At 47.3% G+C, this 24006-nt stretch carries 9 protein-coding genes and 1 tRNA gene; 1 reads left to right on the top strand and 9 read right to left on the bottom strand.

Annotated features, from left to right (window positions below):
* Nucleotides 1-156 precede the first annotated feature (156 nt).
* Entirely contained in the window at nucleotides 157-13131 is a 12975-nt protein-coding gene (locus ACJ28U_RS05420; RefSeq protein ID WP_407618639.1) for a hypothetical protein, read from the bottom strand.
* Nucleotides 13132-13382: 251 nt separating this feature from the next.
* On the opposite strand from ACJ28U_RS05420, the gene ACJ28U_RS05415 reads away from it, so the two are divergent.
* Nucleotides 13383-13453, top strand: a tRNA-Cys gene (locus tag ACJ28U_RS05415).
* 81 nt (nucleotides 13454-13534) lie between these two features.
* On the opposite strand, the gene ACJ28U_RS05410 is transcribed toward ACJ28U_RS05415, so the two are convergent.
* The 8 genes from ACJ28U_RS05410 to ACJ28U_RS05375 all read right to left on the bottom strand — a co-directional run bounded on the left by ACJ28U_RS05410 (nucleotide 13535) and on the right by ACJ28U_RS05375 (nucleotide 23981).
* Nucleotides 13535-14146, bottom strand: a complete 612-nt coding sequence (locus tag ACJ28U_RS05410; RefSeq protein ID WP_099088633.1) for a stage II sporulation protein M — start codon at nucleotides 14144-14146, stop codon at nucleotides 13535-13537.
* 80 nt (nucleotides 14147-14226) lie between these two features.
* Nucleotides 14227-15744 carry a glycosyltransferase gene (locus tag ACJ28U_RS05405; protein WP_407618638.1) on the bottom strand — a complete coding sequence of 506 codons (1518 nt, stop codon included), beginning with the start codon at nucleotides 15742-15744 and terminating at the stop codon, nucleotides 14227-14229.
* On the bottom strand, nucleotides 15741-17354 hold the full coding sequence (locus ACJ28U_RS05400; RefSeq protein WP_407618637.1) for a glycosyltransferase family 4 protein: 1614 nt from the start codon (nucleotides 17352-17354) through the stop codon (nucleotides 15741-15743). The genes ACJ28U_RS05405 and ACJ28U_RS05400 overlap by 4 nt, the downstream gene beginning before the upstream one ends.
* 151 nt (nucleotides 17355-17505) lie before the next feature.
* Nucleotides 17506-20364, bottom strand: a complete 2859-nt coding sequence (locus ACJ28U_RS05395; RefSeq protein WP_407618636.1) for a hypothetical protein — start codon at nucleotides 20362-20364, stop codon at nucleotides 17506-17508.
* 155 nt (nucleotides 20365-20519) lie between these two features.
* The gene (locus tag ACJ28U_RS05390) at nucleotides 20520-21287 is read right to left on the bottom strand and encodes a WxL domain-containing protein (RefSeq protein ID WP_407618635.1); all 768 of its coding nucleotides are present in this window, start codon (nucleotides 21285-21287) and stop codon (nucleotides 20520-20522) included.
* A gap of 232 nt (nucleotides 21288-21519) precedes the next feature.
* Nucleotides 21520-22578, bottom strand: a complete 1059-nt coding sequence (locus ACJ28U_RS05385) for a WxL protein host-binding domain-containing protein (RefSeq protein ID WP_407618634.1) — start codon at nucleotides 22576-22578, stop codon at nucleotides 21520-21522.
* Nucleotides 22579-22711: 133 nt separating this feature from the next.
* Nucleotides 22712-22954, bottom strand: a complete 243-nt coding sequence (locus ACJ28U_RS05380) for a hypothetical protein (protein WP_099088627.1) — start codon at nucleotides 22952-22954, stop codon at nucleotides 22712-22714.
* Nucleotides 22955-23111: 157 nt separating this feature from the next.
* Nucleotides 23112-23981: an NAD(P)-dependent oxidoreductase gene (locus ACJ28U_RS05375; RefSeq protein WP_407618633.1), complete on the bottom strand. Its 870-nt coding sequence runs from the start codon at nucleotides 23979-23981 to the stop codon at nucleotides 23112-23114.
* Between the last annotated feature and the right edge of the window lie 25 nt (nucleotides 23982-24006).

Here is a 24006-nt window from a genome sequence, read left to right as displayed (position 1 = left end):
TTCGCTTTGTTTTTGATAACCTCGCTCAACAACAAAAATTATTATACATACATATCTACACCTTTGCAACCCCTTTTTTAAAATAAAAATGCACACAATGAATATTCATTGTGTGCATTTGCTATAAACCCTTGCTGTATAAGCATTTACGATTAACTATTCTTCTTCATTTTCTTTCTTTTTGGCTGGTAAAAAGAACCATCCGAGGAAACTTCCGAAGAATAATAGTGTCACAACATTTGCTGCATTTAAGTGCCAATCGGTCATGAAGCGACCTGATAAGTAGTAAGGCATCCGCCAACCATGGCGCAATAGTGACGCGTGACTATCTTGTTGCTGCGTCTGGTTAATATCCGATAACGCAACCCGTCGATCCTGAATCCGGGCGCCCTTATTATCTAGCGCACGGTAAGCGGCTGCCCCAGCCAACGTCCGTTCACCAATTGTTTGCCCAACAGCTGGTGTTGCTTGATCAATCGACGTTACCGGCATACCGGCCCAACGATACTCAGGCGCACCAGTTGTCGTAACCGTCACAACCGGTCCAGGCACCGCCACAGTCTGCGGTACTGTGTACGCCAACATCGCTGAAGCTGGTACGGTTTGACCAGCCGACACTGCTTGCACAACCGTTGCCGTGGTTGATAGACCTGCCGCGATGGTTTGTGCGTCCGATAGTAGCTGTTGCGCTGTTTGTAGCGCTTGCTGACCCACTACCTGATCGACCTTAATTTGGTTAACTGCCTTCGCAATATCAGCTGGCGTTGTCGCTGCATCAATTGCTGCCAACTGATCACGGGCATTATCCAATGCCTGTTGGGCAGCCTTAAGTTGTGTCTGTGCAGTCGCTAATTTATCAGCCAAAGCTTGATTTCCAGGATGTTGGTTAACCAAATTTTGTAATTGATCAACAATATCTTGAATCTGCTTCACGTCATCCGTTAACTGATTAATTTGTTGTTGCACGTTATCCTTAGCTGCATCTTTGGCAGTTGCCATCTCATTGGCGACTGCCGCCTTTGCATCTGCCAAGTCTTGGTTCGCTGCCTTAACTGCATCTGTCACGGCACCGCCAGCTGCTTGCGCGGCATCATTTAGCGTATTAACCGCATCGGGCGTTGTCGCTTGGCCAATCTGTTGCAATTGATCCTGCGCTGTTTGCTTAGCATCTTGCGCATCACGCAATTGTTGCTGGGCATCCGCCAACGCGTCCTTAACCGCCTGAGAATCTGGATGTTGCTTAGCCAAATCATCCAGATCTGCAATGTCCTGCTCAATTTGCTTGATTTGTTCATCAATACGATCAAGTTGTTGGTTAATCGCATCAGTTGCTTGCTGCTTAGCGTCCGCCAAATCATCAGCTGCCGCCACTTTCGCATTCGCCAAATCTTGGTCAGCCTGCTTCCGATCCACATCAGCTGCAGTCGTCTTATCACTAATCGTCTGCAACTTTTCGGTAACGTCCGCCAAGGTCGTCGTTTGATTTTTATCCTGCAATTCAGCCTTAGCTGTTTGTGCTGCTTGATAGCGACTTTGTGCTTCCGTCAATTGCATATTAGCATCCGCAAGCAAATCCGCAATCTTTTGATTATCCGGATTTTTCGTCGCAATCGCCCGAATTTGCGAAATGTCATCCTTAATCTGCTCAATATCTGCTTGAATCGCCGCCAAACTCGCATCTGCTTGCTTCATCGCATCAGTTACCGCATCCGCCAAATTATCAGCTGACTTGGCGCCAGCCTGCTTTAACTCGGTTTGCGCATCCGCTACAGCTTGGTCAGAACGCTTTTCATCAGCATCCCCTGCCGCTGTCTTTTCAGCCACCTGTGCCAATGTTTTGGCATCATCAACCGTTGCTAATTGTTGCTTGGCATCCGTCAACGCATCATTCGCCTTATCCAATTGATTCTGGGCATTCGTTAGTGTGGCACGAATGTCTGCATCATTCGGATTCTTATTTGCAATATCCGTAATTGTCTCAACAATCTTTTGGATTTCAGCAACGTTATTCTGAATAGCGTCAATGTTATCCTGCAAATCTTGCTTGGCCGCATCCTTCGCCGCAGCTAGGTTTTCGGCTGACTTTTGTTGACCAGTTGCTAACGCAGCATCTGCATCTTCTTTATCAACACCCGCGCTGGCTTCGTCATGGGCGATTTGATCTGTTATCGCCGTCACATCGGCCAAGGTTGTGGCAGCCGCAATTTTAGCCGCTTGCTGTTGCGCATCCGTCTGGGTTGCTTGCGCTGTTTCGAGTTGTGTTTGTGCATCGGCCAACGCATTTGCAATTGTCGTATCACCCGGGTTATCAGTCACTAACTGTTCAAGTTGACGAATATCGTCCTGAATACCAGCAATGCTTTGTTGAATATCCTGCAAAGCTTGGTTAGCAGCTGTTGTTGCGACTTGCTTAGCATCGTTCAGCTTAGCATTTGCCTCAGCTTGTGCCTTATCAACGTCGGTTTGCGCTTGCGTTGCATCCCCATCCGAATAATCAGTTTGCGTTTGCGCCGCATCCACAATCTGTTGCACATCAGCCAAAGTTGGTTGATTTTCCACTTGGTTCGCAAGATTCGTAACATCCGCCAATGACTGTTGCGACTCCGCCAATTGCGTTTGCGCATCCGTCAATAAGTTAGCAATCACCGTGTTACCTGGATTCTTATCTTGCAAATCAGTTAACGTCGCAATGTCATCCTGAATATCACTGATATTTTGCTTAATTTGCGCAATATTATCAGCCAACGCAACATCAGCCGCCGTCTTTGCCGCATCCAAATTGGCATCCGACTTCGTTTGTCCGTCGATCACATCACGGTCAGCTTGCGTCAGTGCGTCGGCTGTCGCCGCAGCATCCTGCGTCACGGCATCCGTCAAGTCAGCCACGTCCGCCATGGTTGGCGCATCCGCAACCGCGTCAGCTTGCTTTTGTGCATCCGCCAACTTATCTTGTGCGAGCGTTTCTTGCGCTTTAGCATCATCCAGGAGAGCCGCAATCAATGTGTCATCAGGATTCTTCGCAGCAATCTCCGTCAACGAAGCAACATCAGCTTGAATCGCTGCCAAGTCTTCTTGCATTTGCGCGATTTGATCCGCGATGGTGTCATCAGCCGTCGCCTTAGCGGCTGCCAAGTTCTTTTCGTGCTGGGCTTGGGCATCAGTTACATCTTGGTCAGCTGCCGTCTTTGCATTATCTGCCACTGTTTGCGCAGCCGATGACGCGTCAACAGCCGTTTGTACATCTGCTGGCACCTTGGCCGCATCAACAGCTGCCAATTGATCTTGGGCCGTCGCTAGCGCACTTTCAGCCGTCTGCAATTGTTGCTGGGCATCAGCTAATTTAGCTGCAATCGTGGCATCGCCTGGATTTTTATCAACCAAATCCTGCAATGTTGCAATGTCATCTTGAATCACGTCAATGTCATTTTGAATGACCGCAACATTTTGATTAATCGCCGTCTTTGCATCTGCTTGATCGCGTGCCAAGTCCTTAGCAGCTTGCGCTTTGGCATCGGTTACATCATTATCCGCGGCCGTTTGCGCATCTGCGGCTTGCTTAACGGCATTGTCTGCCGCCGTCTGCAAATCAGCCACATCAGCCAATGTTGTCTGATCAGCCAACTTTGTTTGGGCGTCTTCAACCGTTGCCCGCTCGTCTTGCGCATTAAGCAACTGTTCCTGCGCATCGGCCAAATCGGCCTGAATTTGCGCATTATCCGGATTGTCCGCCGCAATTTGCTCCAAAGCATCGATGTCACTTTCAATTTGCGTAATGTTCTCATCAATTTGGGTTAATTGATTTGTCATTTTATAAGTCGCCGCTTGCTTAGCTGCCGCCAAATTCTGGTCTGACTGCGTTTGGGCCGCCATCACATCATTATCAGCAGCCGTTTGCGCATCTGATCCAGCCGTTTGATCAGCTTGGGCCTGCGCAACCAATTGATCAACCGCAGCCATAGTCGGCTGATCGGCAATGGCGTCCAACTGATCTTGCGCATCATTCTGTGCGGTAGTTGCATCAGTTAGTTGCTTCTGGGCATCGGCCAATTTGTCAGCAATCACCGTGTCACCAGGATTCTTATCGGCCAAATCTTGCAGCGTTGCAATATCATCCGTAATTTGGGCGATGTTATCCGCCAGGCCATCAACAATGGTTTGAATTGTATCCGTCGCCGTCTCCTTAGCCGTTGCCAAATTGGCATCGTGCTTAGTCTGCGCATCGCTGACATCTTGGTTAGCTGTCGTTTGCGCCGTCGTTGCCGTCTCACCTGCCGTTTGCGCAGCAGCAACTGCCTGATCAACATCCGCCGGTACCTTGGCCGCATCAATCGCGGCTAATTGATCTTGCGCATCGGTCAGCGCCGTTTCCGCCGTCTCCAACTGCTCCTTAGCATCAGCCAAATCATTAGCAATTTGGGTATCCGCTGGATTCTTAGCTACCAGATCTGTTAACGTCGCAATATCATCCGTAATTGTCGTGATTGCATCTTGAATCGACTTAATGGTCTCGTTGACCGCGGCCTTGCCTGCCACCTGATCAGCCACCAAATCCTTGGTCGCTTCGTCTTGGGCTGTCGCCAAATCCTGGTCGGCCGTTTTTTGCGCTGTGTCAGCATCAGCCAATGCCGTCTCACCAGCCTTTGCTTGTGTTGCCACGTCAGCAAGCGTTGTTTGGTCATCAATCGCATCCAACGCCTGTTGCGCAGCATCCTTAGCTGTTTCAGCCGCTGTTAACTGTTCTTTGGCATCGGCCAACTTATCTGCAATCGCCGTATTAGTTGGATTATCCGTAGCAATTTGTTCAAGCGCCTCAATGTCAGCCGTAATTTGCGTAATATCATCGTCAATGTCACTCAAATTTTGGTTAATGGCTTCCTTGGCATCATCCTTAGCTGTTGCCAAATTCGTGGCGCTTTGTTGTTGCGCATCATCCACATCCGTTTGGGCCTGATTCTCATTTTCTTGCGCTTGTGCGACCTGATCAGCTGCATCATTCACAACATCAGCGACGTCAGCCAACGTGGTTTGATCAGCCACCTGGTCCAAGTCACTTTCAGCTGCCGTCTTAGCCGCTTCAGCTTCAGTTAACTGTTGTTGCGCATCCGCCAGCTTATCCGCAATTGTGGTATCACCCGGATTTTTGTCTGCCAAATCTTGCAATGTCGCAATATCATCCGTGATATTTTGAATATTATCGGCAATGGTTGCGATATTATCCGTAATTGTGTCGGTCGCGGCTTTTTGCGCATCTGCTAGGTTTTGATCGGACTTTGCTTGTGCATCAGTTACATCCTGCGCCGCATTATCCACCGTCGTCTGCGATAAGTCAGCCGCATCTTGTCCTGCTTCACGCGCATCAGCCACTTCAGCCGGGGTCGTGGCATTATCGATGACCGTTAATTGATCCGTTGCGTCAGCGAGCGCACCTTCAGCCGTTTCAAGTTGCGCCTTCGCGTCGGCCAACTTATCAGCAATCTCTGTATCCGCTGGATTTTTCGCCGCAATGTCCGTCAATGTCGCAATGTCATCGGTGATTTTATCAATGTTATCCGTAATCGTCGCAATATCATTGTTAACCGCCGTCTTCGCCGCTTCCTGATCAGTCGCCAAATCTTCACTGGCTGCAGCTTGCGCATCCTTCACATCTTGATCAGCCGTCTTTTGCGCTGTATCTGCTGCCGTCACCGCCTCATCGGCGACTTCCGTTTGACTCGCCACATCAGCCAATGTTGTTTGATCGGCCACAGCGTCCTTGGCCGCCTCGGCCGTCGTTTTAGCATCTTCCGCCGCTGCTAACTGTTCCTTCGCATCCGCCAACTTGTCGGCAATGGTCGTGTTGTCTGGATTATCAGTTGCGATTTGTTCAAGTGTCACAATATCAGCCGTAATTTGAGCAATATCATCGTCAATCGTCGCAATTTTATCCGTAATCGCTTGTTCGGCCGCCGTCTTGGCATCCGCCAAATTCTGATCAGATTGGGCTTGGGCTGTTGTTTGGTCGGCCCGGGCCTTTTCCAAGGCCGTTTGTGCCGTATTTTCATCCGTTTGACCCGCGTCAACGGCCGTTTGCACATCTGCTAACGTCGTTGCTTGGTCAGCTGCTGCCTTCTGATTTTGGGCATCCGTCAACGCAGCCTTGGCATCGGCTAATTGTTGTTGCGCATCCACCAACTTATCCGCAATGCTCGTATCAGTTGGATTGTTTGCCGCCACCGTCGTCAAATCGGTCACAATATCTTGAATTGCAGCCACGTCATCTGTAATATTGGCAATATTTTGGTCCAAAGCCGTGTCAGCCGCAGTCTTGGCTGCTGCCAAATTGGCATCCGACTTTGTTTGTGCTTCAACTACATCCTGATCTGCCGTATCTTGTGCCGTTTGCGCCGTGTCACCTGCTTGTTCAGCCGATGATTGCGCTGTGGCCACTTCAGCCGGTGTCGTTGCTGCCGCAATCGCGTCTTTTTGGTTTTCAGCCGTGGTTAGCGCCGTTTCCGCTGTAGTTAATTGTGTCTTGGCATCGGCCAGTTTATCTGCAATTTCTGTATCATCTGGATTGTTCGCCGCAATGTCCGTCAATGTCGCGATATCTTTATTGATTTGGTCAATATTAGCCGTTATCTGGTCAATTTGATTCGTCACCGCATCCTGCGCAGCCGTTTGGTCAGCAGCCAAATCCGCCCCTGCCAAATCCTTGGCATCAGCCAAGTCTTGGTCAGCTTGATCCTTGTTACCAGTCGTCGTCGTTACCGCTTCCGTCACAATTTGTTCTTGCGCGGCCACTTCGGCTGGTGTTGTTGCCTGTGTCACAGCATCTAACGCTTGTTCCGCGTTCGTTTGCGCCGTTTGCGCATCCGTTAATTGCTGTTGCGCATCTGCTAGCTTATCTTGAATCAATTGATTTGTCGGATTATCAGCCGCAATTTGTTCAAGGGCCGTCACGTCATCTTGAATAGCTGCCACGTTATCCGTAATCGTCGCCAGGTCTTGCGTCATCGCATCCTTAGCTGCTTGTTGCGCGTCATCCAAGTTACTGTCCGACTTCGCTTGCGCTGCAGTTTGATCAGCCTGCGCATTTTCCAAAGCCGTTTGCGCCGCATCTTCATCCGCCTGACCAGCATCAACGGCCGTCTGAACATCCGCCAGCGTTGTCGCATCAGCAACCGCTGTCTTCTGGTTCTGAGCATCCGTTAACGCATCATTCGCCGTCGTCAACTGGGTCTGGGCATCCGCCAGCTTATCCGCAATTTCCGTATCGCCTGGGTTATTATCCGCGAGCTTCTGTAACTCATCCACAATATCTTGAATAGCTGCCACATCGTCTGTGATGTTGGCAATATTCTGATCTAGCGCCGTCTCGGCGGCCGTCTTTGCCGCGGCCAAATTGGCATCTGACTTTGCTTGCGCATCAACCACATCCTGGTCGGCTACAGTCTTAGCATCGCTCGCCGTTTGACCAGCAGTTTCGGCCGTTGTTTGAGCAGCCGTCACTTCAGCAGGCGTCGTGGCATTATCAATCGCTGTCTTTTGGTTTTGCGCTTCTGTCAACGCATTTTCAGCTGCTTGCTGTTGTGCTTGGGCATCCGCCAGCTTATCCGCAATCGTCGTATCATCCGGATTATTTTTCGCAATCTCTTGCAAGTCCGCGACATCATCCGTAATCGCTGCAATATCATCCGTAATTTGGGCAATTTGATCATCAACTGCTTTTTGGGCTGCCGCTTGGTCCGCTGCTAAATCAGCATTCGCCAAGTTCTGTGCCTCATCCAAATCGGTTTGCGCCTGCGTGGCATCCCCATCAGAATTAACCACCGCCTGACCGGCTGCATCAGTTTGGGCTTGCACATCCGCCAACGTCGTCTGATTATCAACCGCATCTAACGCATCCTGCGCAGCCTGCTTTTCTGCCTGGGCGTCGGTCAATTGTTGTTGCGCATCCGCCAACTTATCCGCAATTTGCGTGTTCGTTGGATTATCAGTTACTAGTTGTTGTAGGTCTGCAATATTATCCTGAATGTCCGTTAGGTCGCTGGTAATCGTTGTTTTGGCCGCCGTTTTTGCGTCAGCCAAGTTATCTGCTGACTGCGCGTTGGCTGTGTCTAAGGCTTGTGACGCATCAACCACCGATTGGTCCGCTGTTGCTTGATCAGTTGCTGCTTGATCAACTAAATCAGCCACATCGGCCAGAGTCGTCTGCTCATCGACTTGGGCGAGTTGGGCCTGAGCATCCTTCAAGGCATCAGCTTGCTTCGCCTTTTCATCTTGCGCCGTTTGCAACGCATCCGCGATGGTTGTATCACCTGGATTGTTCGTCACCAAATCCGTCAATTCCGCAATAATATTATCAATCGCCGTCCCATCACTCGTGATTTGGTCAATATTGGCTTGAATGGTATCCTTAGCCGTTTCTTTGGCATCCGCCAAGTTAGTGGCCGATTGATTTTGCGCTGTTGTAACGTCTGTATTCACCGCTTCAGCTGCAGCCTTCGTCGCATCTTCATCCGCTTGTCCTTGTGTCGTCAGTGCGTCAACCTGGGCCAACGTTGTCGTTTGGTCAACATTGGTCAATTGTGTTTGAGCATCTGCCAACGCATCCTGCGCTGTTTGTTGCTGCGTTAACGCATCAGCCAATTTATCCGCAATTGCTTGATCATTTGGATTGTTATCTGCCAGCGTTTGTAACGTCGCCACATCCGCTGCAATTTGGGCAATTGCATCATTAATTTCATCAATATTATCTTGCAACGCATCCTTTGCTGCCGCTTGGGCTGTTGCCAAATTGGCATCATTTTGACGCTGCGCCGTTGCCACATCTTGCGTCGATGTCGTCCCAGCTGTTTCAGCCGTCGTTTGATCGGTTGCTGCCACATCAACTAGCGCTTGCACAGCAGCTGGTGTCGTCGCATCCGCAATCGCCGTTTGTTGCGTTTGCGCATCCGTCAACGCCGTTTGGGCATCCGCTAACTGTTGCTCTGCGTCACTAAGCGCGTCCGCAATGACTGTATCGCCTGGGTTGTTCGTCGCTAACGTTTCAATCGTGGCAATATCTTGCGTAATTTGATCCACCTGAGCTTGGATAGCGTCGATGTTGCCTTGAATCGTTGTCGTAGCAGCAGTTTGCGCGGCCTGCAAATCAGCGGCCGCTAATGCCTGAGCATCCGTCAAATCTTGATCCGCTGCTGTCTTGGCTGTCGCACTCGTCGTTTCCGCCGTCGTTGCAGTCTCTTCAAGCGCACTCACATCTGCTAAAGTCGTTGCAGCATCAATAGCTGCCTTCGTATCCTTAAGATTAGACTCCTGTGTCTGAGCAGTTGCTAATTGTATCTTAGCATCCGCTAACTTTGCCGCGATTTCTGTATTCGTTGGATTATCCGCCGCGATTTGCGTTAGCGCCGTAATGTCATCCTGAATCGCTGCAATATCATCCCCAACTTGATCAATCTGGTCACCAATCGTTGTCTCGGCGCTAGCTTTTGCGGCTGCCAAATTGGCATCGCTCTTCGCCTGAGCTGTCGTCAAATCAGTTGTCGATTGGGTCGTGGCATCGGTGATTGCTGTTGCAGCTGTTGTGGCAGCATCGCGGGCCGCTTGTACTTCAGCCGGCGTTGTCGCATCAGTCGCATCAGCATACGCTTCCGCCATATCTGCCAATTGGTTATTAGCCGTCACTAGTTGTGCATTGGCATCATCCAAGGCCGCTTGAATATCAGCATCGCCTGGATTGTTATCAAGAATCGTTTGAATGGCCGCAATATTATCTTTAATCGTTTGAATATTGGCATCCGCATCATCCAATTGTTGTTGAATAGCGCTCGTTGCCGCAGCCTTCGCATCCGCCAGCACCTTCTCTGCTTCAGCCTTAGCTGCTGTCACAGCATCATTGGCCACAACCAACATATTCTGGGCATCCTTACCCGCCGCGTTCACGGCCGCTTGTTGAATCTGAACCGCTTCAACCGTCGTTAAACCAGGTACTTCGCCACTTGCTGTATCAACATCGGCTTGCGCCTTATTCGCTGCATCCAACGCATCTTGCGCATTAATTAACTGCGTTGCAATTGTCGCATTATTTGGATAATCCTCAGCCAACTGTTGTAGTTCGGCAATATTTTGTTCAATTTGTTGAATCGCCGATTGATTGGCGGTTGTCGTCGTTTCAGCCGTTGCAATCGCTTCATCTTTAGCGTTTTTCAAATTCAACGTATCTTGTGCCTGTGCTGCCGCCAAATCTTGGTCCGCAATTGTACGTGCCGAATCAGCTGCCGCTTGGTTTTGATCAGCGCCATCACTTAAGTTCGTCACATCTGCAATGGTAGTCGCACCATCAACAGCTGCCAACGCCGCCTCAGCCTGCGTCAGTTGTGATTGTGCATTTGCCAAGCGTTGTTGCGCATCCGCCAATAAACCAGCAATGGTTGTATCTCCCGGATTGCGATCAGCTAATGTCTGGATGGCATCAATATCGGCTTGAATTTGGGCAATTTGCGTGTTGATATCATCAATATTGGCTTGAATATCCGTCTTAGCTTGGGCTTTTGCAGCATCCAACGCGGCTTGCGCATCTGAAATCGCCGTTTGCAAGGCTGTTGTCGCATCAATCACTTGTTGCGTCGTTGCTTGTCCAGCCGCAGCTTGAGCCAATACGTTGTTCAAATTCGTTTGCGCATCAGAAACTGCTGTCACTGTTGAAAAGCCACTTGAATCCACGGCCTTCGCTGCTGTTTCAGCATTATCACGAGCCGTTTGCGCATCAGAAACCGCCGTATTATACGCTGCCAGCGCCGCTTTATAATCCGTTTCGGTCGTTGCCACATTTACCGCTGCCAAGGCCGACGTCACGGTTGGTTCATTAGCAACTTCACCAGCCGTCGCAGGGACCGCTTCATACGTAATGGTGTACGTTTTGTCGGTTGCACCGAACGTGCCTGCCGGTGTTTGGTTCGCTTTCGTACCATCAACGAATGAAACATACCCTGACTTTTGCACAACCCCGGCAGCACTATAGGTCCCATAGGCCGTACCATCATTTGATCGCGTCTCGTCCGGGTACTGTTGAATCATTTTGACCGCATTTGCCGTATACGTTACGGTATAACTCGGTACCGCTAAAGCCCCCGCCGACGTTAGGCTAAATGCGCCCACAATCGTATAAGACCCATCGCTATTTTTAACCAGGTGAGTCGCTTTCGACGTATCTGTATCTAACGTGTTACCGGCCGCATCTTTGATTGTGGCTGTCATCCCCGCCGGTACTTGGATCGTGTTCGCTGGGTACTTGTCATTCGTAACTCCCGTCAATGAGGTTGGCGATGCTGACACGGCATTATCTTGCGCCGTGCTTCCTGCCGTACTCAACCCAGTTGCTTTGTTGTAGGTGATTGTGGCCGTTTGAGGGGCTGGCGTTAATTGCACATAAACTGTTTTATCAGCGTTGCCAAAGGTTGCTGCTGATAAGTCCGCTCCAAGTTTCGTTGTTAAGGCAGAATCTGAATAAACGCCACTGACGCCGGTGTAGCCATTACTCTTGGCAGTCGCTAATGCAGCTGTATAATCCGCGTAATCCGCTGCAGCCGTAGCTTTCTGCCCGTCGTAATTTGTACCGGCCGTTCCCAATTCAACGGATGGCACCGTTGATAGCACGTGGCCATTCTGGTCCACAAAGACCGTCGTAATCTTTGAGTTTTTCGCGTATTGCACATTGATAATGTTGTTCGCGTCAGTGTCAGATACCGTCAATGGCCCCGTCGTTGATTTAGACGTGCCATACGTTGTCCCCAAATACGTGTAGCCGGCAATCGTTGGCGCCGTAAACGTGTGCGCTGTCCCCGTCGTGTTAGTTGACGCGCCAGACGTCACAATGCCCAACGTGTCATTAACGTTTGACTTAATCGTGGTACTAGCCTGCCCAGAAATAGCATTGCCTTCTTTGTCAATGTAGTTAACCTTGGTATCTGCGGTTGGCAACGTCAAATCAAATTCACGAATTGTGACACCCTTTTGCGAATACTTGGCACCGTCGGAAGCCTTAAATCCCACCGACATTGTTGAATTGACGCCCTCGGTAATCGTAATTTGCTTTGAAGCTGTATAGGTACCGTTATCGGCCTTAATCGTCAGTGTTCCCACACCATTCGAATACGTATACGTGGCCGTCATTTCTGCTTCCAAATTGGGATCAGATGGGCCAGCCCAGCCAGCATCGGTTTTACTTTCCGGACCCGGACCAGTAAATCCCATTAGGGTACTACCCGTATCGTGATTAAACGATTGAAAACCCGTCGATCCTGACACAGTATTCAAATTTCCATTAGCGTCGGTTGTACGAAAACCCGCCACTTGAGTTCCGTCCTTACCATCAGAACCCAGCAGAGACCCACCCGTCCCATCAGTTGGATTTTCTAAATTACTGGCATCACCGGTATTTTTATAAAAATCAATCCCCCACTGTACAGCATTTGGGATTCCCGTTCCCGCAACAGGATTACCGTTATCATCTATAGTATTCCCCATTCCAAGCGAGCTACCTGTTGTTCCTCCGCTAGTTCCCAATTTATTAGGTGCAACCGGGGCCAAAACTAGTCCCAAGAAGTCACCAGCTCCATTTGCTGGGTTACCAGTAATCAAACCGGCCGTTCCACCGGTATTGTACTTCGTCAAATTCAAATTGAATTTCATCGTCCAGTTGGCCGTCATATCCAATTGCTTGTTAAAAGCAATCGCACCTTGGTCGTTTCCTGATGTATTCGTCAACGTCGTAAACGTTGCACTTTGCCCGTCATACGACCCACTTGCATTCGAAAAACCAGTTCCCGAACCGGTAAAGTTGGTCGTCACTTGGGTTTGCGTTGATTTAAAACTGTGGTTACCGCCATTGGCATCCACCACATTATTAATTGTCTCCGCGGCTGCCGTACGTGATGAAAACAACACATTTCCCACCTTAACCAACGGTGAACTATCTTTCGTTACCGTCGTGCGTGGCTCATTATTCCCCAATTCAGTCTGAACTTCATCCAATAGTTCTGGCCCAGCAATACTTGCCCCAACCGTTAGTGCCGTCATCCCCGCGGTCACCCACATACGGCGATGCTTTGCCTGTTGCGTATTCGCTTTTGCAAAATCATTCTTTTCCATAAGTCTGCCTCTATCATTACTTGTTTATGTATTCTCGCCACTCCAGGAAGTCACGAGACTCCCCCTCACTGTGTATGATACGAGGCGATTTTTCCTTTTCAGTGATAGAAAACAGAAGTTACAATGGTTAAACTATTGCGTGAAGATATTAAGCATATTGCTTGACATCTTAGAAAATGCCCTATTGAATTGCAAGATGTTCACATTTCCCCTATAATATGTATTCGTGGTACAAATACTATGATTAATTTGGTAGTGTAGCCAAGTGGTAAGGCACCGGTCTGCAAAACCGCCATCGCGGGTTCGATTCCCGTCACTACCTCTAAAGAAAATCCCCAATCGGAAGTGTCGCTCCGATTGGGGATTTTCTTTTTTTATTATCAAGCGTTTATAACTTGTAATGCTACTTCGCCATATTCAACAACGCCGGCGTGATAAAGCTCTCAATGGCACCTGCCACAATGGCCATGGGCAACACCACTACAATTAGAATTGTGATAATGCGACGCCAGTCTACGCCATGCCACCAGCCTTGCTTCGTCCGGATATTTTGCCAAATCAAGCGGAATGTTTCCCAAGCAATACTAAATTCCAACCACTGCATGGGCATTTCGACAATACTGTGGGGAAAAATACCCGCAAAGAACGTTGTCACGGGGATTGGTGATAAGCCAAGTAAATAGCCAATTGAGGCTGGATTCATCACCGCCGTCACCCACCAAAACGGGATTGGAATGAGTGATATCGCCACCGTGGCCAAACCACCTAAATAGTTGTGCCATGTTAATTGCACAAACCCACCAAAGGCGCCGCTATGATTAATTTTGTGCGACGATGCATCGTTCACAAAATTTGCTTTAATTGATTTCAAAGCCAAATCATGTAGCCCAAAGGCATTGAATTTAACCAATGCCAACACGACAATCCAAATCACGACATTGATGATGGCAAAAATCACCATCGTGCGCCAATACCGTCGAAATGTTTCCCGCCAAATTATCCCAATTTTCGTCATATACCCAATTCTCCAACTTCTTTTTTCACTATTATACGCAAGAACCCTCGCTAATTGCCTAGCGAGGGTTCTATTTTTTACTATTGTAAGGCTTGTTGCCAAGCTGCCATCATGGCCTGACCGTTAAACGTCACCGCTTTATCATAAGCTGCGGCTGATAAATCAGCCCAGACACCATCATCTGACAGAATTGACACAATGCGATCGGCCATTTCACCGTGCGCGCCATTTGCAACGACATAACCATTCACACCATCATGAATCAATTCCTGCGTCCCATACGTAATATCATACGACACGACTGGGACACCGTAGCTCATCGCTTCAACTAAGTTCATACCGAACCCTTCTGCGACTGACGTTTGCACAATCACTTGCGCCCGTTGATAGGCCGCGGCCAAAGCGTCACCGGTGATGTAATCACCAAATATAACACTGTTGGTAACCCCTAGCTGATTAGCCAGTGCCTTCAATTCATTCAAAATTTCTGCGTTTGCTGGATAGCCGTGGAACGTCAACGTCGCTGACGGCACTGACTTAACAACCCGGGCCAATGCACGAATTGCTTGATCTGGTCGCGTTTCGGGCGACAAACGACCCATAAACAAAATGTTGCCTGCTTGGCGATCTGGCAAGCGTAGGCGTGGTGCGGCCAATTGTGCTTGTGGCACAAACGTATCCGGCACCACCCGGAAATCGACACCCGGATACCGCTTTTGCAAATCAGATTGTTGTTCAGGCGTTGGTACCAAAATCGCATCGAAGTCTCGCACGCGACGTTCAAGGACATTCAGATAAGCGTCATACAATTTACCGCGAATTGGATTTTTGATATCAGGTGTATGGATATCATGCAAAACCGCAAACTTCTTCGCTGCAAATTGCACATCCGCAACCACGTGATCCAAACTTCGGCGATCAGATACCAGAATCGAACCTGGATGCTCAGCCGTAATTTCGTTCAAGAAGAAAAGAAATAGTTGGTCTTCCGTATTAAAACGCCAATCGTGGCCCTTGTAATTCAGCAATTTCCACATGGTTGGGTATAACGTGCCATTAACCTTCATGTGACTGATTTCAATAACCGTCTCACCAGCTAAGTTCAACATCTTTTGCACCGCTAAATTACCATCTGGATGGAAATAATCTACCGACGACTTAAAGCCACGCCAATCAAAATTCTCACGAGCCGTGGTATTGCCATAACGGTCATAGTAGACGATATCATTAACTAATCCGACCGTGGCCGGCATAACGTTAATGCGTGCTAACTCGCGACCGGCATGATTAATCGTTGAATAGTTTGGGCCGTGACCTTCAATATGGTATTCATCCAATGGAATCTGGGGCAACAAGCGCAGCGAAACTTCCTCACGCGGCACATCGGTGACGCCTTGGAAGAAATCATACATATTCAATACTTGTTCAGCGTGCAAACCGATTGCTTCCGCATCACGAGCCAAGAAACGATTATAATTGCGCGTGACATATTGCGCTGATTGTCCTTGCTCAGTAAACAGTTGTACCCGCTTGGCTTGGGCATGCTCGGTGCCGGAGTTGAACGTAAAGACATTTTCACTAACAAAATAATTCATCATTCAGCCTCCTTGTTTGAATCATGGGCATGGGCCGGCATCGCCGCAAGCTTGGCAGGCCACACTGCAGCCGCATCATCCAACAATTCACGCCAAGCGTGCCACACATTTTCTTCTGAATAACGTTCTGATGACTCATACGCTCCCGTTGAATAACGTTGGGCTAAGTCTGGGTCGCGTAGGACCTTCAACATCGCTTGGGCCATCGCCTCATAGTCTTCGTATGGCACCACATTACCGTTGACGTCATCTTCAACGATTTCATTTGGCCCATAATTAACATCATATGAAAAGGCAATCAACCCGTGTGAAATTGCTTCCATAATCGCTAGGTTGAAGCCTTCCATCCGCGAAGTTAGCCCATACATCATCGCATTGTTTTCGACAGCGTCGATTTCCGTTGTGTAACCCTTCATCGTCACAACGCCTTCAAGCCCGTATTCACGAATTGCTTCTTCAACCGAAGTACGTGCTTTGTAATTATCCGCTGGATCGGCATAACCATACAAATCAAGCGTCACTTGTGGGAATTCCTTGTGGACAATCCCAACCGCTCGAACTAAATCATCGAGATGCTTTTCCCAAGCAATTCGGGCAAACGCGATGACCTTACCGAATTCACGACGCGCAACCGGTACCCGTTCAGCTTGCAACAGACGGTCTGGCACAACTCCTACTGGAATCGTAAAGAGACGCGTCTTAGGGTGGAAGCGCTCATTCACGTCATGCGTTTGCTTATGCGTCGCTGAGACAACTGCATCATATTCATCAAGCGCATTCATAGCAAATTCATAGTGATTATTCAAAATGGCATGCATCGGATCCTGGGCATCCCCCGCGTGTGAATTGTGAAGATGCATCACGACATAGGCAGGCTTGCGCAAGCGCAAAAGGCCCCAGTCACCTAGGTGTGACCGATCTAATACAAAGACATTTGGTTGCTCTTCTGACCAGAAATCATCATTCAATCGATCAAAGAAGTGTTTTGTAAGCTCCTCAATCGTGTCGAATTGCATCACGTGACCACCATGTTCAATCAAACGCCAGCCCGATTTAACGAACTCACCGGCCATTGTTTTCTTATTAAAGGTTTCAATGACCGTCCGGCCTGATGGGGTCACCCACGTTTCCGTACCAATTTGATTATCCGTCGTATACCACTGAATTAATGACGCAAACCCACGTGAATCATAGTGATCAACCCGGAATAAATTGTTATAACCATCAAATAACTCAGTTGACCTTACCCGCTTATCAGCCGTGGCATCATAGTTCACGCAGGCCACCAATTGGCCGTTCTGGGCCGTCACCAAATAACGATTATTTGCCGGTTCATCGGCGAATTGTACATTCGGCACACCAAATTCAATCTCTTGTGCGTGCAACGTTTTCGGCGTCACTGCAACAGCTTCCTGAAAATAATCAAACATATTGATCAGTTGGCTGTCAGGAATGCCAGCTGCGTTCGCATTAACGTGCGCAACTGGATCCCAATCACGCAAAACAATTCGTGAATCCACCTGGTGATTATTAAATAGTTCAAAGCGCTTCAATTGCGCGTGTTCGATACCAGACTTTTGCTTTGGCATCGTCGCATTAACGAAAAAGTTCATCGGCATTGCTCCTTTTATTGAGCGATATTAATTACTTATTTTTAAATACTATTATAACAGTTACTATCATAAACAAACTGTATTGTGAGCTTTGGCTTATTGTATGAAAAAACGAGGCAACCGTAGTTACCTCGTTTTTAAAACATTATTGTTAGTTCAAATCATCTGAAACCATCGTGTAGTTGATGGTACCTGAGTACGTACCAGCCGCAAAGTTATTGTTCGACAACGTCATTTGCAAGTCTGGAATCGTTAGCGATCCCTTCTTGCTCGTCGTATCGTTAACAATCATGTGACCGTAACCATCCGTTTGGTTAGCAGCGTAGACATCAGCCAAACCGGCGCTCAAGTTAGCCTTCAACGTCTTAATTGGCAAAGCTGATCCGTTTGACTTCAAATCTGTGGCTGACATGTAAATGTCGGCCTTTTGACCCTTTAAGTTCAAGTATGACAAGACGCCATCCTTTGTTGCCGTCAATGTCGTTGTGTCACTAGCACCGATTGTGTTGTTATCGCTGCTGAATGAAGGTACTTCCGTCAATTCCATACCATCATTACGGTTGCCACTCGTCAACTTTTGTACCTTCACCGTTACGACTTGCGCATCAGTTGTTGGGTAGTTGTAAGTTGATTGTACGTCACCGTTGGCATCGACTGCCAAAACGTAACCATCTGGCAACGTCAAAGGTGAGATTTGGGCACCTGGCGTTTGATCGGTAAAGGATTGTTGCTGAACCAACGCATTGTTGTTATCTGCATCGACAAACTCGATTGTACCTGAAACGATCGCTGCTAAATCGACGTTCACATCGCCATCCTTATCAGGGTAAGCGTATGACTTTGTTGCGTCAGCAAGCTTGTAACGCAACCCATCAATCGTACCAGCTGGTGCAGCGATGTTTGCAATCGTCTTGCCAGCTTCTTGATTCGTGAATGGCGTAGATGAAACTGTCTTACCATTGTAGACGTAGTTAATGTTTCCAGATACACCCTGATTAACCATCACAGACACAGGCATGTATGCTGCTAGACCACCTGAAGCACTCGCATATGCAGCATCATAATCAGACTGATACAATGCTGGCGTTGCTGCATAACCATACAACGGTGTCGTAACACCATCAATATTTATAGTTACCGGTGTTACACCATCTGAATTCATTAGCGGTGTTGCCTTGACCCCTTTACCTGAATCGGTAGTGGCAATAACACCATAATTGATATTCTGATTTGAATAAGCTGCCTGCATCACAACCATATACACCTTATCTGGCAACGCACTAACAGCTGCATAACTAGCAGGCATTGCACTTAGAATCGATGACGTATCCAATTGATAAATACCAATTTGGTCATTATAGCTACCTGGTGTTACCTGTAACTTTTGACCCGTTACCTGCGCCCCGCCTGCAACCATCTTACCATCAGACGTTACATACTTAACTGACGTAGATAATACATCAGGCATTGCAACGAATGGTACCCATGTAAACATTCCCGTTGAGTAAGCCGCATCACTAGTCGCAAGGGTGTTTCCAGCCACATCGGTACCTGTTAAAGCACCTGATGTACGTAGATTAGCACTAGTACCTGTCATCATTGAGTTGTCATTATGAAGCGTCGCCTTAATATGATAACTCTTGCCACCTACTACGGTTAAGTTATTAACAATAGCTTTTGTTGCTTGCTTATAATCACTCACAACACTACCTGAATTATCATAATAAGTGACCAAAGGATTACCTACAAGCGATGACACATCTTGGCCTTGATCATTTACAAACTCAACCGGCTTTGCCAACTTAGCACCTGTAACACCTGGCACTGTACGAATTGTATATGTCATATTCTTACTATCAGTTGACTGATGGTCAATAATTTTATGATCCATCACCAAATCAGCACCTGTGTAACTGCCCGATGTAACCGAATTTCCCTGTAGATCAGTGAAGGTATGTGTTGTTTCAATCTTGCCTGACTCTGTACCACCAACTGGCGCATTAAACACCATTGCACCCGTCAAGGGACTAGTCGTTGCGTTGTCATCATATTCATCCTGATCCACACGACCCGGATTAACACCAGTACGCATACCTACACGAGCATTTCCGGTGAACTTAACAGTTTGTGCAGATGATACATCAGGTAACTGTGCGTCGACATATAATTGTAGCCAAGCATATGTTGTATAAGTCGTACCATCAGGGCGCTTATTAGTTGCCAAGTAATTACTTGGGTCAACATTATACAACTGTGAATAATTAATACCATTCAACGCTAATGTTGTGATCCCTGTAAAATCAGTCAACTTAGCACCAGTACTATCTAACAAATCACCAGTCTTAAAATCAACCTTTCCACTTAACCAAGCACCATTTTTCAAATACTGGAACGCAACAGTTGTTCCACCTTTTGATGACAAAGACGTTAAAATTTTTGACTTAACTGTTCCATCAGACATTGCCATCTTAACCGTTGCATTCTTAACTTGTAAATTCGTTGGAATATTCAATTCGAGGTCAAATCCGCTACCGCCAGTCATTGATGATGTTGTAACCGCCAATTGAACGTGCTGACCCGTCGTTGTATTAGTTGCATAATTTTGAGTATTACTACTTGCCGACCATTGCATCTGCGATGACAATGGTGCCGTTTCTCCATACGCATTAGCGTAACGAATACCAACTTGTGTCCCGCCAATCTTAGACTGCGCATATGTGTTCGTCGTATCGGTAGCGGGAATTAACGTTTGAGACTCAGTCGTACTCGTTGGTAACCACGTTTCTTGCCCGGTTACACCCGTTTGTGCTGGCCACTTACCACCAACCGCCGGTGTAACCGTCGTAGTGTCAAGACTTGTTGCTGCGTTGCTAGCTGCCTTAACATCTCGCAAACTCATGCCAGGGAATACTGGGGTTAATTGCGTAACCGGCGCAACAATCCCTGCAATTATAATTGAAGCCAACGCCATATGTTGTACTTTTGCTTGTAAACGTCGTGTGTTCTTCATGATGTTGCCTCTCTTTCTCACTATCCCCAAATAGTTTCAATTCTCTCTTATATGTATCACGGTATAACTTACCAAAAATAAGTGTACCGTGTTTTATCCAATAAAAGACCAAACATGACTTGTCACGATTGGTCTAATTACTTAGCGTATGTTAATTAGTTAGCTGAAGTAGCTGAATCAACCAACGTGTAGTACATCGTACCCGTGTACTTTTGTGCTTGAACGGCATTGCTGCTCAAGTTCAATTCTGCAGAAACAGCACCAGTTGCGTTGTCACCGTTAGTCTTACCGTCACCCTTAGCAATCAAGTTACCGTATCCGGCAACCGTTCCCAAAGTTGCGTCACCAGCTGTCTTAGCAGTGCCACCCTTCAAAACTGAATTGTTAGCTTGGTAAACTGAAACGGCACTCTTACCAGTAATCAAACCACCGTTTGAATTAGCAGTTCCGTCAGCAACCGTCATGTTCAATGAGGCAACTGGCAAGACTTGATCACCAGCCTTCAATTGTGAAGCTGAGGCGTAGATGCTGTAACCAGCACCAGCTGCATCAGCCGTCAAACCACGTGTATCACGAACATAGATTGATGATGACGTGTTGTTTGTACCAGTTGTGTCATCAGATGGCTTAGTTGAGACACCGTTAGCCGTCAACACCTTCGTTGAAGCTTCGGTAATCTTAGGCGTTGCGCCAGCATCAGTAAACGTAAAGCTTGGTACAGCCGTCAAAGTCAAACCACCAACCGTAGCACCGTTATCTGGATCCTTGTCATCCTTACCCGGCTTAGTCGTTGTGTCTCCTTGGAACGTTACATCAGTCGTTCCAGTCTTTCCTGCGAAAGTTGCGTCAGCGTTAACTGCTGGTGCAGCTAGAGTAACTGCGGCTCCCAGTACAGCAACACTCATCAAAAATTGCTTCATCATAATTCTTTCCCTCTCTGTGCTTCTTAGGCTTTTTTAAGTAGTTCCTTTATTACATGACTTAGTATAATTCCGATTTATACAACTCTTACAAAAAGTACTTGAATTGAGCCTGTTTTCGCTAATTTTTTAAAAGTTAGTAAAAAGCACGTCAAAAGTGGCCGTTTTTAGCTCAAAGCAAAGACGGAACCCCTTTGCAAGGATTCCGTCCCGATATTTTTTTCAATTTTTGAAATTATTTTGCGTTTGCTTCATCTTCGTCATCTTCATCCTTGCGACGCTTCCACAAAAGGAAGAATAGGAATCCGATTAAGACAAGGAACAAAGCTAGTAATTGCCAAATCCAAGTTGGCACAAAAGCAATCGATCGACCGATACCAACGCTCGTAGCTGATGCTCGTGAGACCGTAAAGTCATCACTAAACGTCCAACTCTTCTTCGTCTTATCATTTGTCATCGTGACAACATAGTGATACTTACCGGCCTTCATCACCCGTTCAGATGGAATCTGATACGTAAATGATGAATTAGGTGCGACTGAGCGATTTTTTTGACTATCCGTCAAAACTGTATCACCAGTACTCTTGTAGGTAACCTTAGCCTTCAAACTCATGTTACCAATATAACTTGGCACATTGTTTTGAATTGGCAATTGGAAAATTTGACGACCGTCAGAAACTTTAACCGATCCCTTTTTGTCATTTGTCAAAACCGCCGTTGGATTGACAATTGATTCTGTGATTTGAACCGTCTTCACATAAACGAAACGGTTCGTGACACCACCTTCAACTTTATAACCCTTTGGCAATTCCTTGTTAACAACCACGGCACCCAACACATAACCATCAAATTCCTTCGCCGGCATTGTCAACGTAATCGGCACTTGCACCGTTGTCTTAGCCGGAACCGTGACCGTTGTGTTGTCTTTACCATCAACCTTGGCAAGATTAGAAAACTTCATGTTTGGGTCAAGCGACTTATTTGTCCCGCCTGATAGGTACATGATATTCACTTGGTCATTTGTCCGTGCTTGCTCCATCGAGACCGTGAATTTTGCAGCTTCATCTGAAGCGTTTTGAACAGACACTGATCCTTGCAACACCTTGCCTGGCTTCGTATTCAATTCCCACGTTGAATTGTTCGTATCCGTGTCATCTTCAATGCTTGATAACATCACGCCCATTTCAGGATTGCTATTACTATAGTCTGCCGCCGCCGCTGGCTTTGCCACGCCAAGCGCCCCCAATGCAGCCGTTGCGATGGCCAAACTTGACCACAACTTCCGTCCAATCATCTTTCCACTCTCCGTATTCTCGTACTTTATACAAGTGATTATAGCAGTGTTGAAAAGGAAATGCGCCCTATAGTTTCTAAATCAAAGCAAAACTGACCAGATTTTTCATCGAAATCTAGCCAGTTCGTCACTACTACTTCGTCGTCTGAGTCGCTTGCTTTGCAGTTCCAGCGCTGAAGACCCATGTCAAAACTAAAGCAACTGACAAGCCAACCCAAACACCAACATACAACATTACAACCAAAGGTAAGAAGATGCTGTAATCCATGCCATACAAATAACGTGAAGACAAAACAAACAATACGAAAATGAACGTAATCCAAGCTAAAAGCTCAAACATTGCCTTTAAATCTGAATATATGCGTCCAATCGTCATGCCTGTTTGCCTCCATGTCATTTCTTGATGTTTTTATCTTATCGAAAAAAATGACGATTTTAGAATATCTCCTTAAATTGAACCGTAGGCATTAAAAAACAGGTTTCACGCTTACTAAAAGTGCAAAACCTGTCTAATTTCACTCAAATTTAGGACATTACGCAAATTGCGCCCACAACTTAACTAGCGCTTGCGTCCCTTCATCTCCTAGTCCCTTTTGCTCAGCAAGCTTGGTATAAAGGGCTTCCGCTAGATCTGTTGCTGGCAAAGATAGATTCATCTTAGCCGCTTCATCCAACGCGATACGCAAGTCCTTCAACAAGTGCTTCGCATAAAAACCAGGCTCAAAGTCGCCTGCCAAAACACGAGGACCATAGTTATCCAATGACCAGTTTTGGGCGCCACCGGCTGACAAAGTCGCCATTACCTTAGCCACATCTAGGTCAGCCGCCTTCGCATAAACCATCATTTCTGACATGCCCAACATTGTCGCGGCAATCATAATTTGATTGGCCATCTTAGTGTGTTGACCTCGACCAGCCACACCAAAGCGGTTAGCCGCCTTTGAAATCACATCAAAGATTGGTTGCAAACTGTCGTACGCCGCTTCATCACCACCAGCCATGATGGTCAACGTACCATTCTTAGCACCAACATCACCACCAGAAACTGGTGCATCAAGTACCTTAACATCATACTTCTCACCATCAACGGCCAATTGTTCAGCCAAGGTTGGCGTTGACGTCGTCATATCAACAAAAATTTGACCGGCGTGCGAGCCAGCAAACAGCCCATTATCACCATAATATTGTTCTTCAACATCCTTGGGGTAACCAACCATCGTAATCACCAAGTCTGCTGCTTCAGCGATTTCCTTTGGTGAGTCTGCCCAAGTTGCACCATTATCCAAGACTGATTGGGCGTGTGCTTTCGTGCGATTGAAAACAACCACTTCATAATTCGCTTGCAATAAGTTATTAATGATACCGCGCCCCATGACACCAGTACCGATGAATCCAATCTTCATGTTCATTCACCTCGTTATTTTCAGT

The organism is Weissella sp. MSCH1, assembly GCF_045799135.1.
GTDB lineage: Bacteria > Bacillota > Bacilli > Lactobacillales > Lactobacillaceae > Weissella.
Note: the sequence above shows the minus strand (reverse complement) of the source record. Positions and strands in the feature narration are given on the sequence as shown.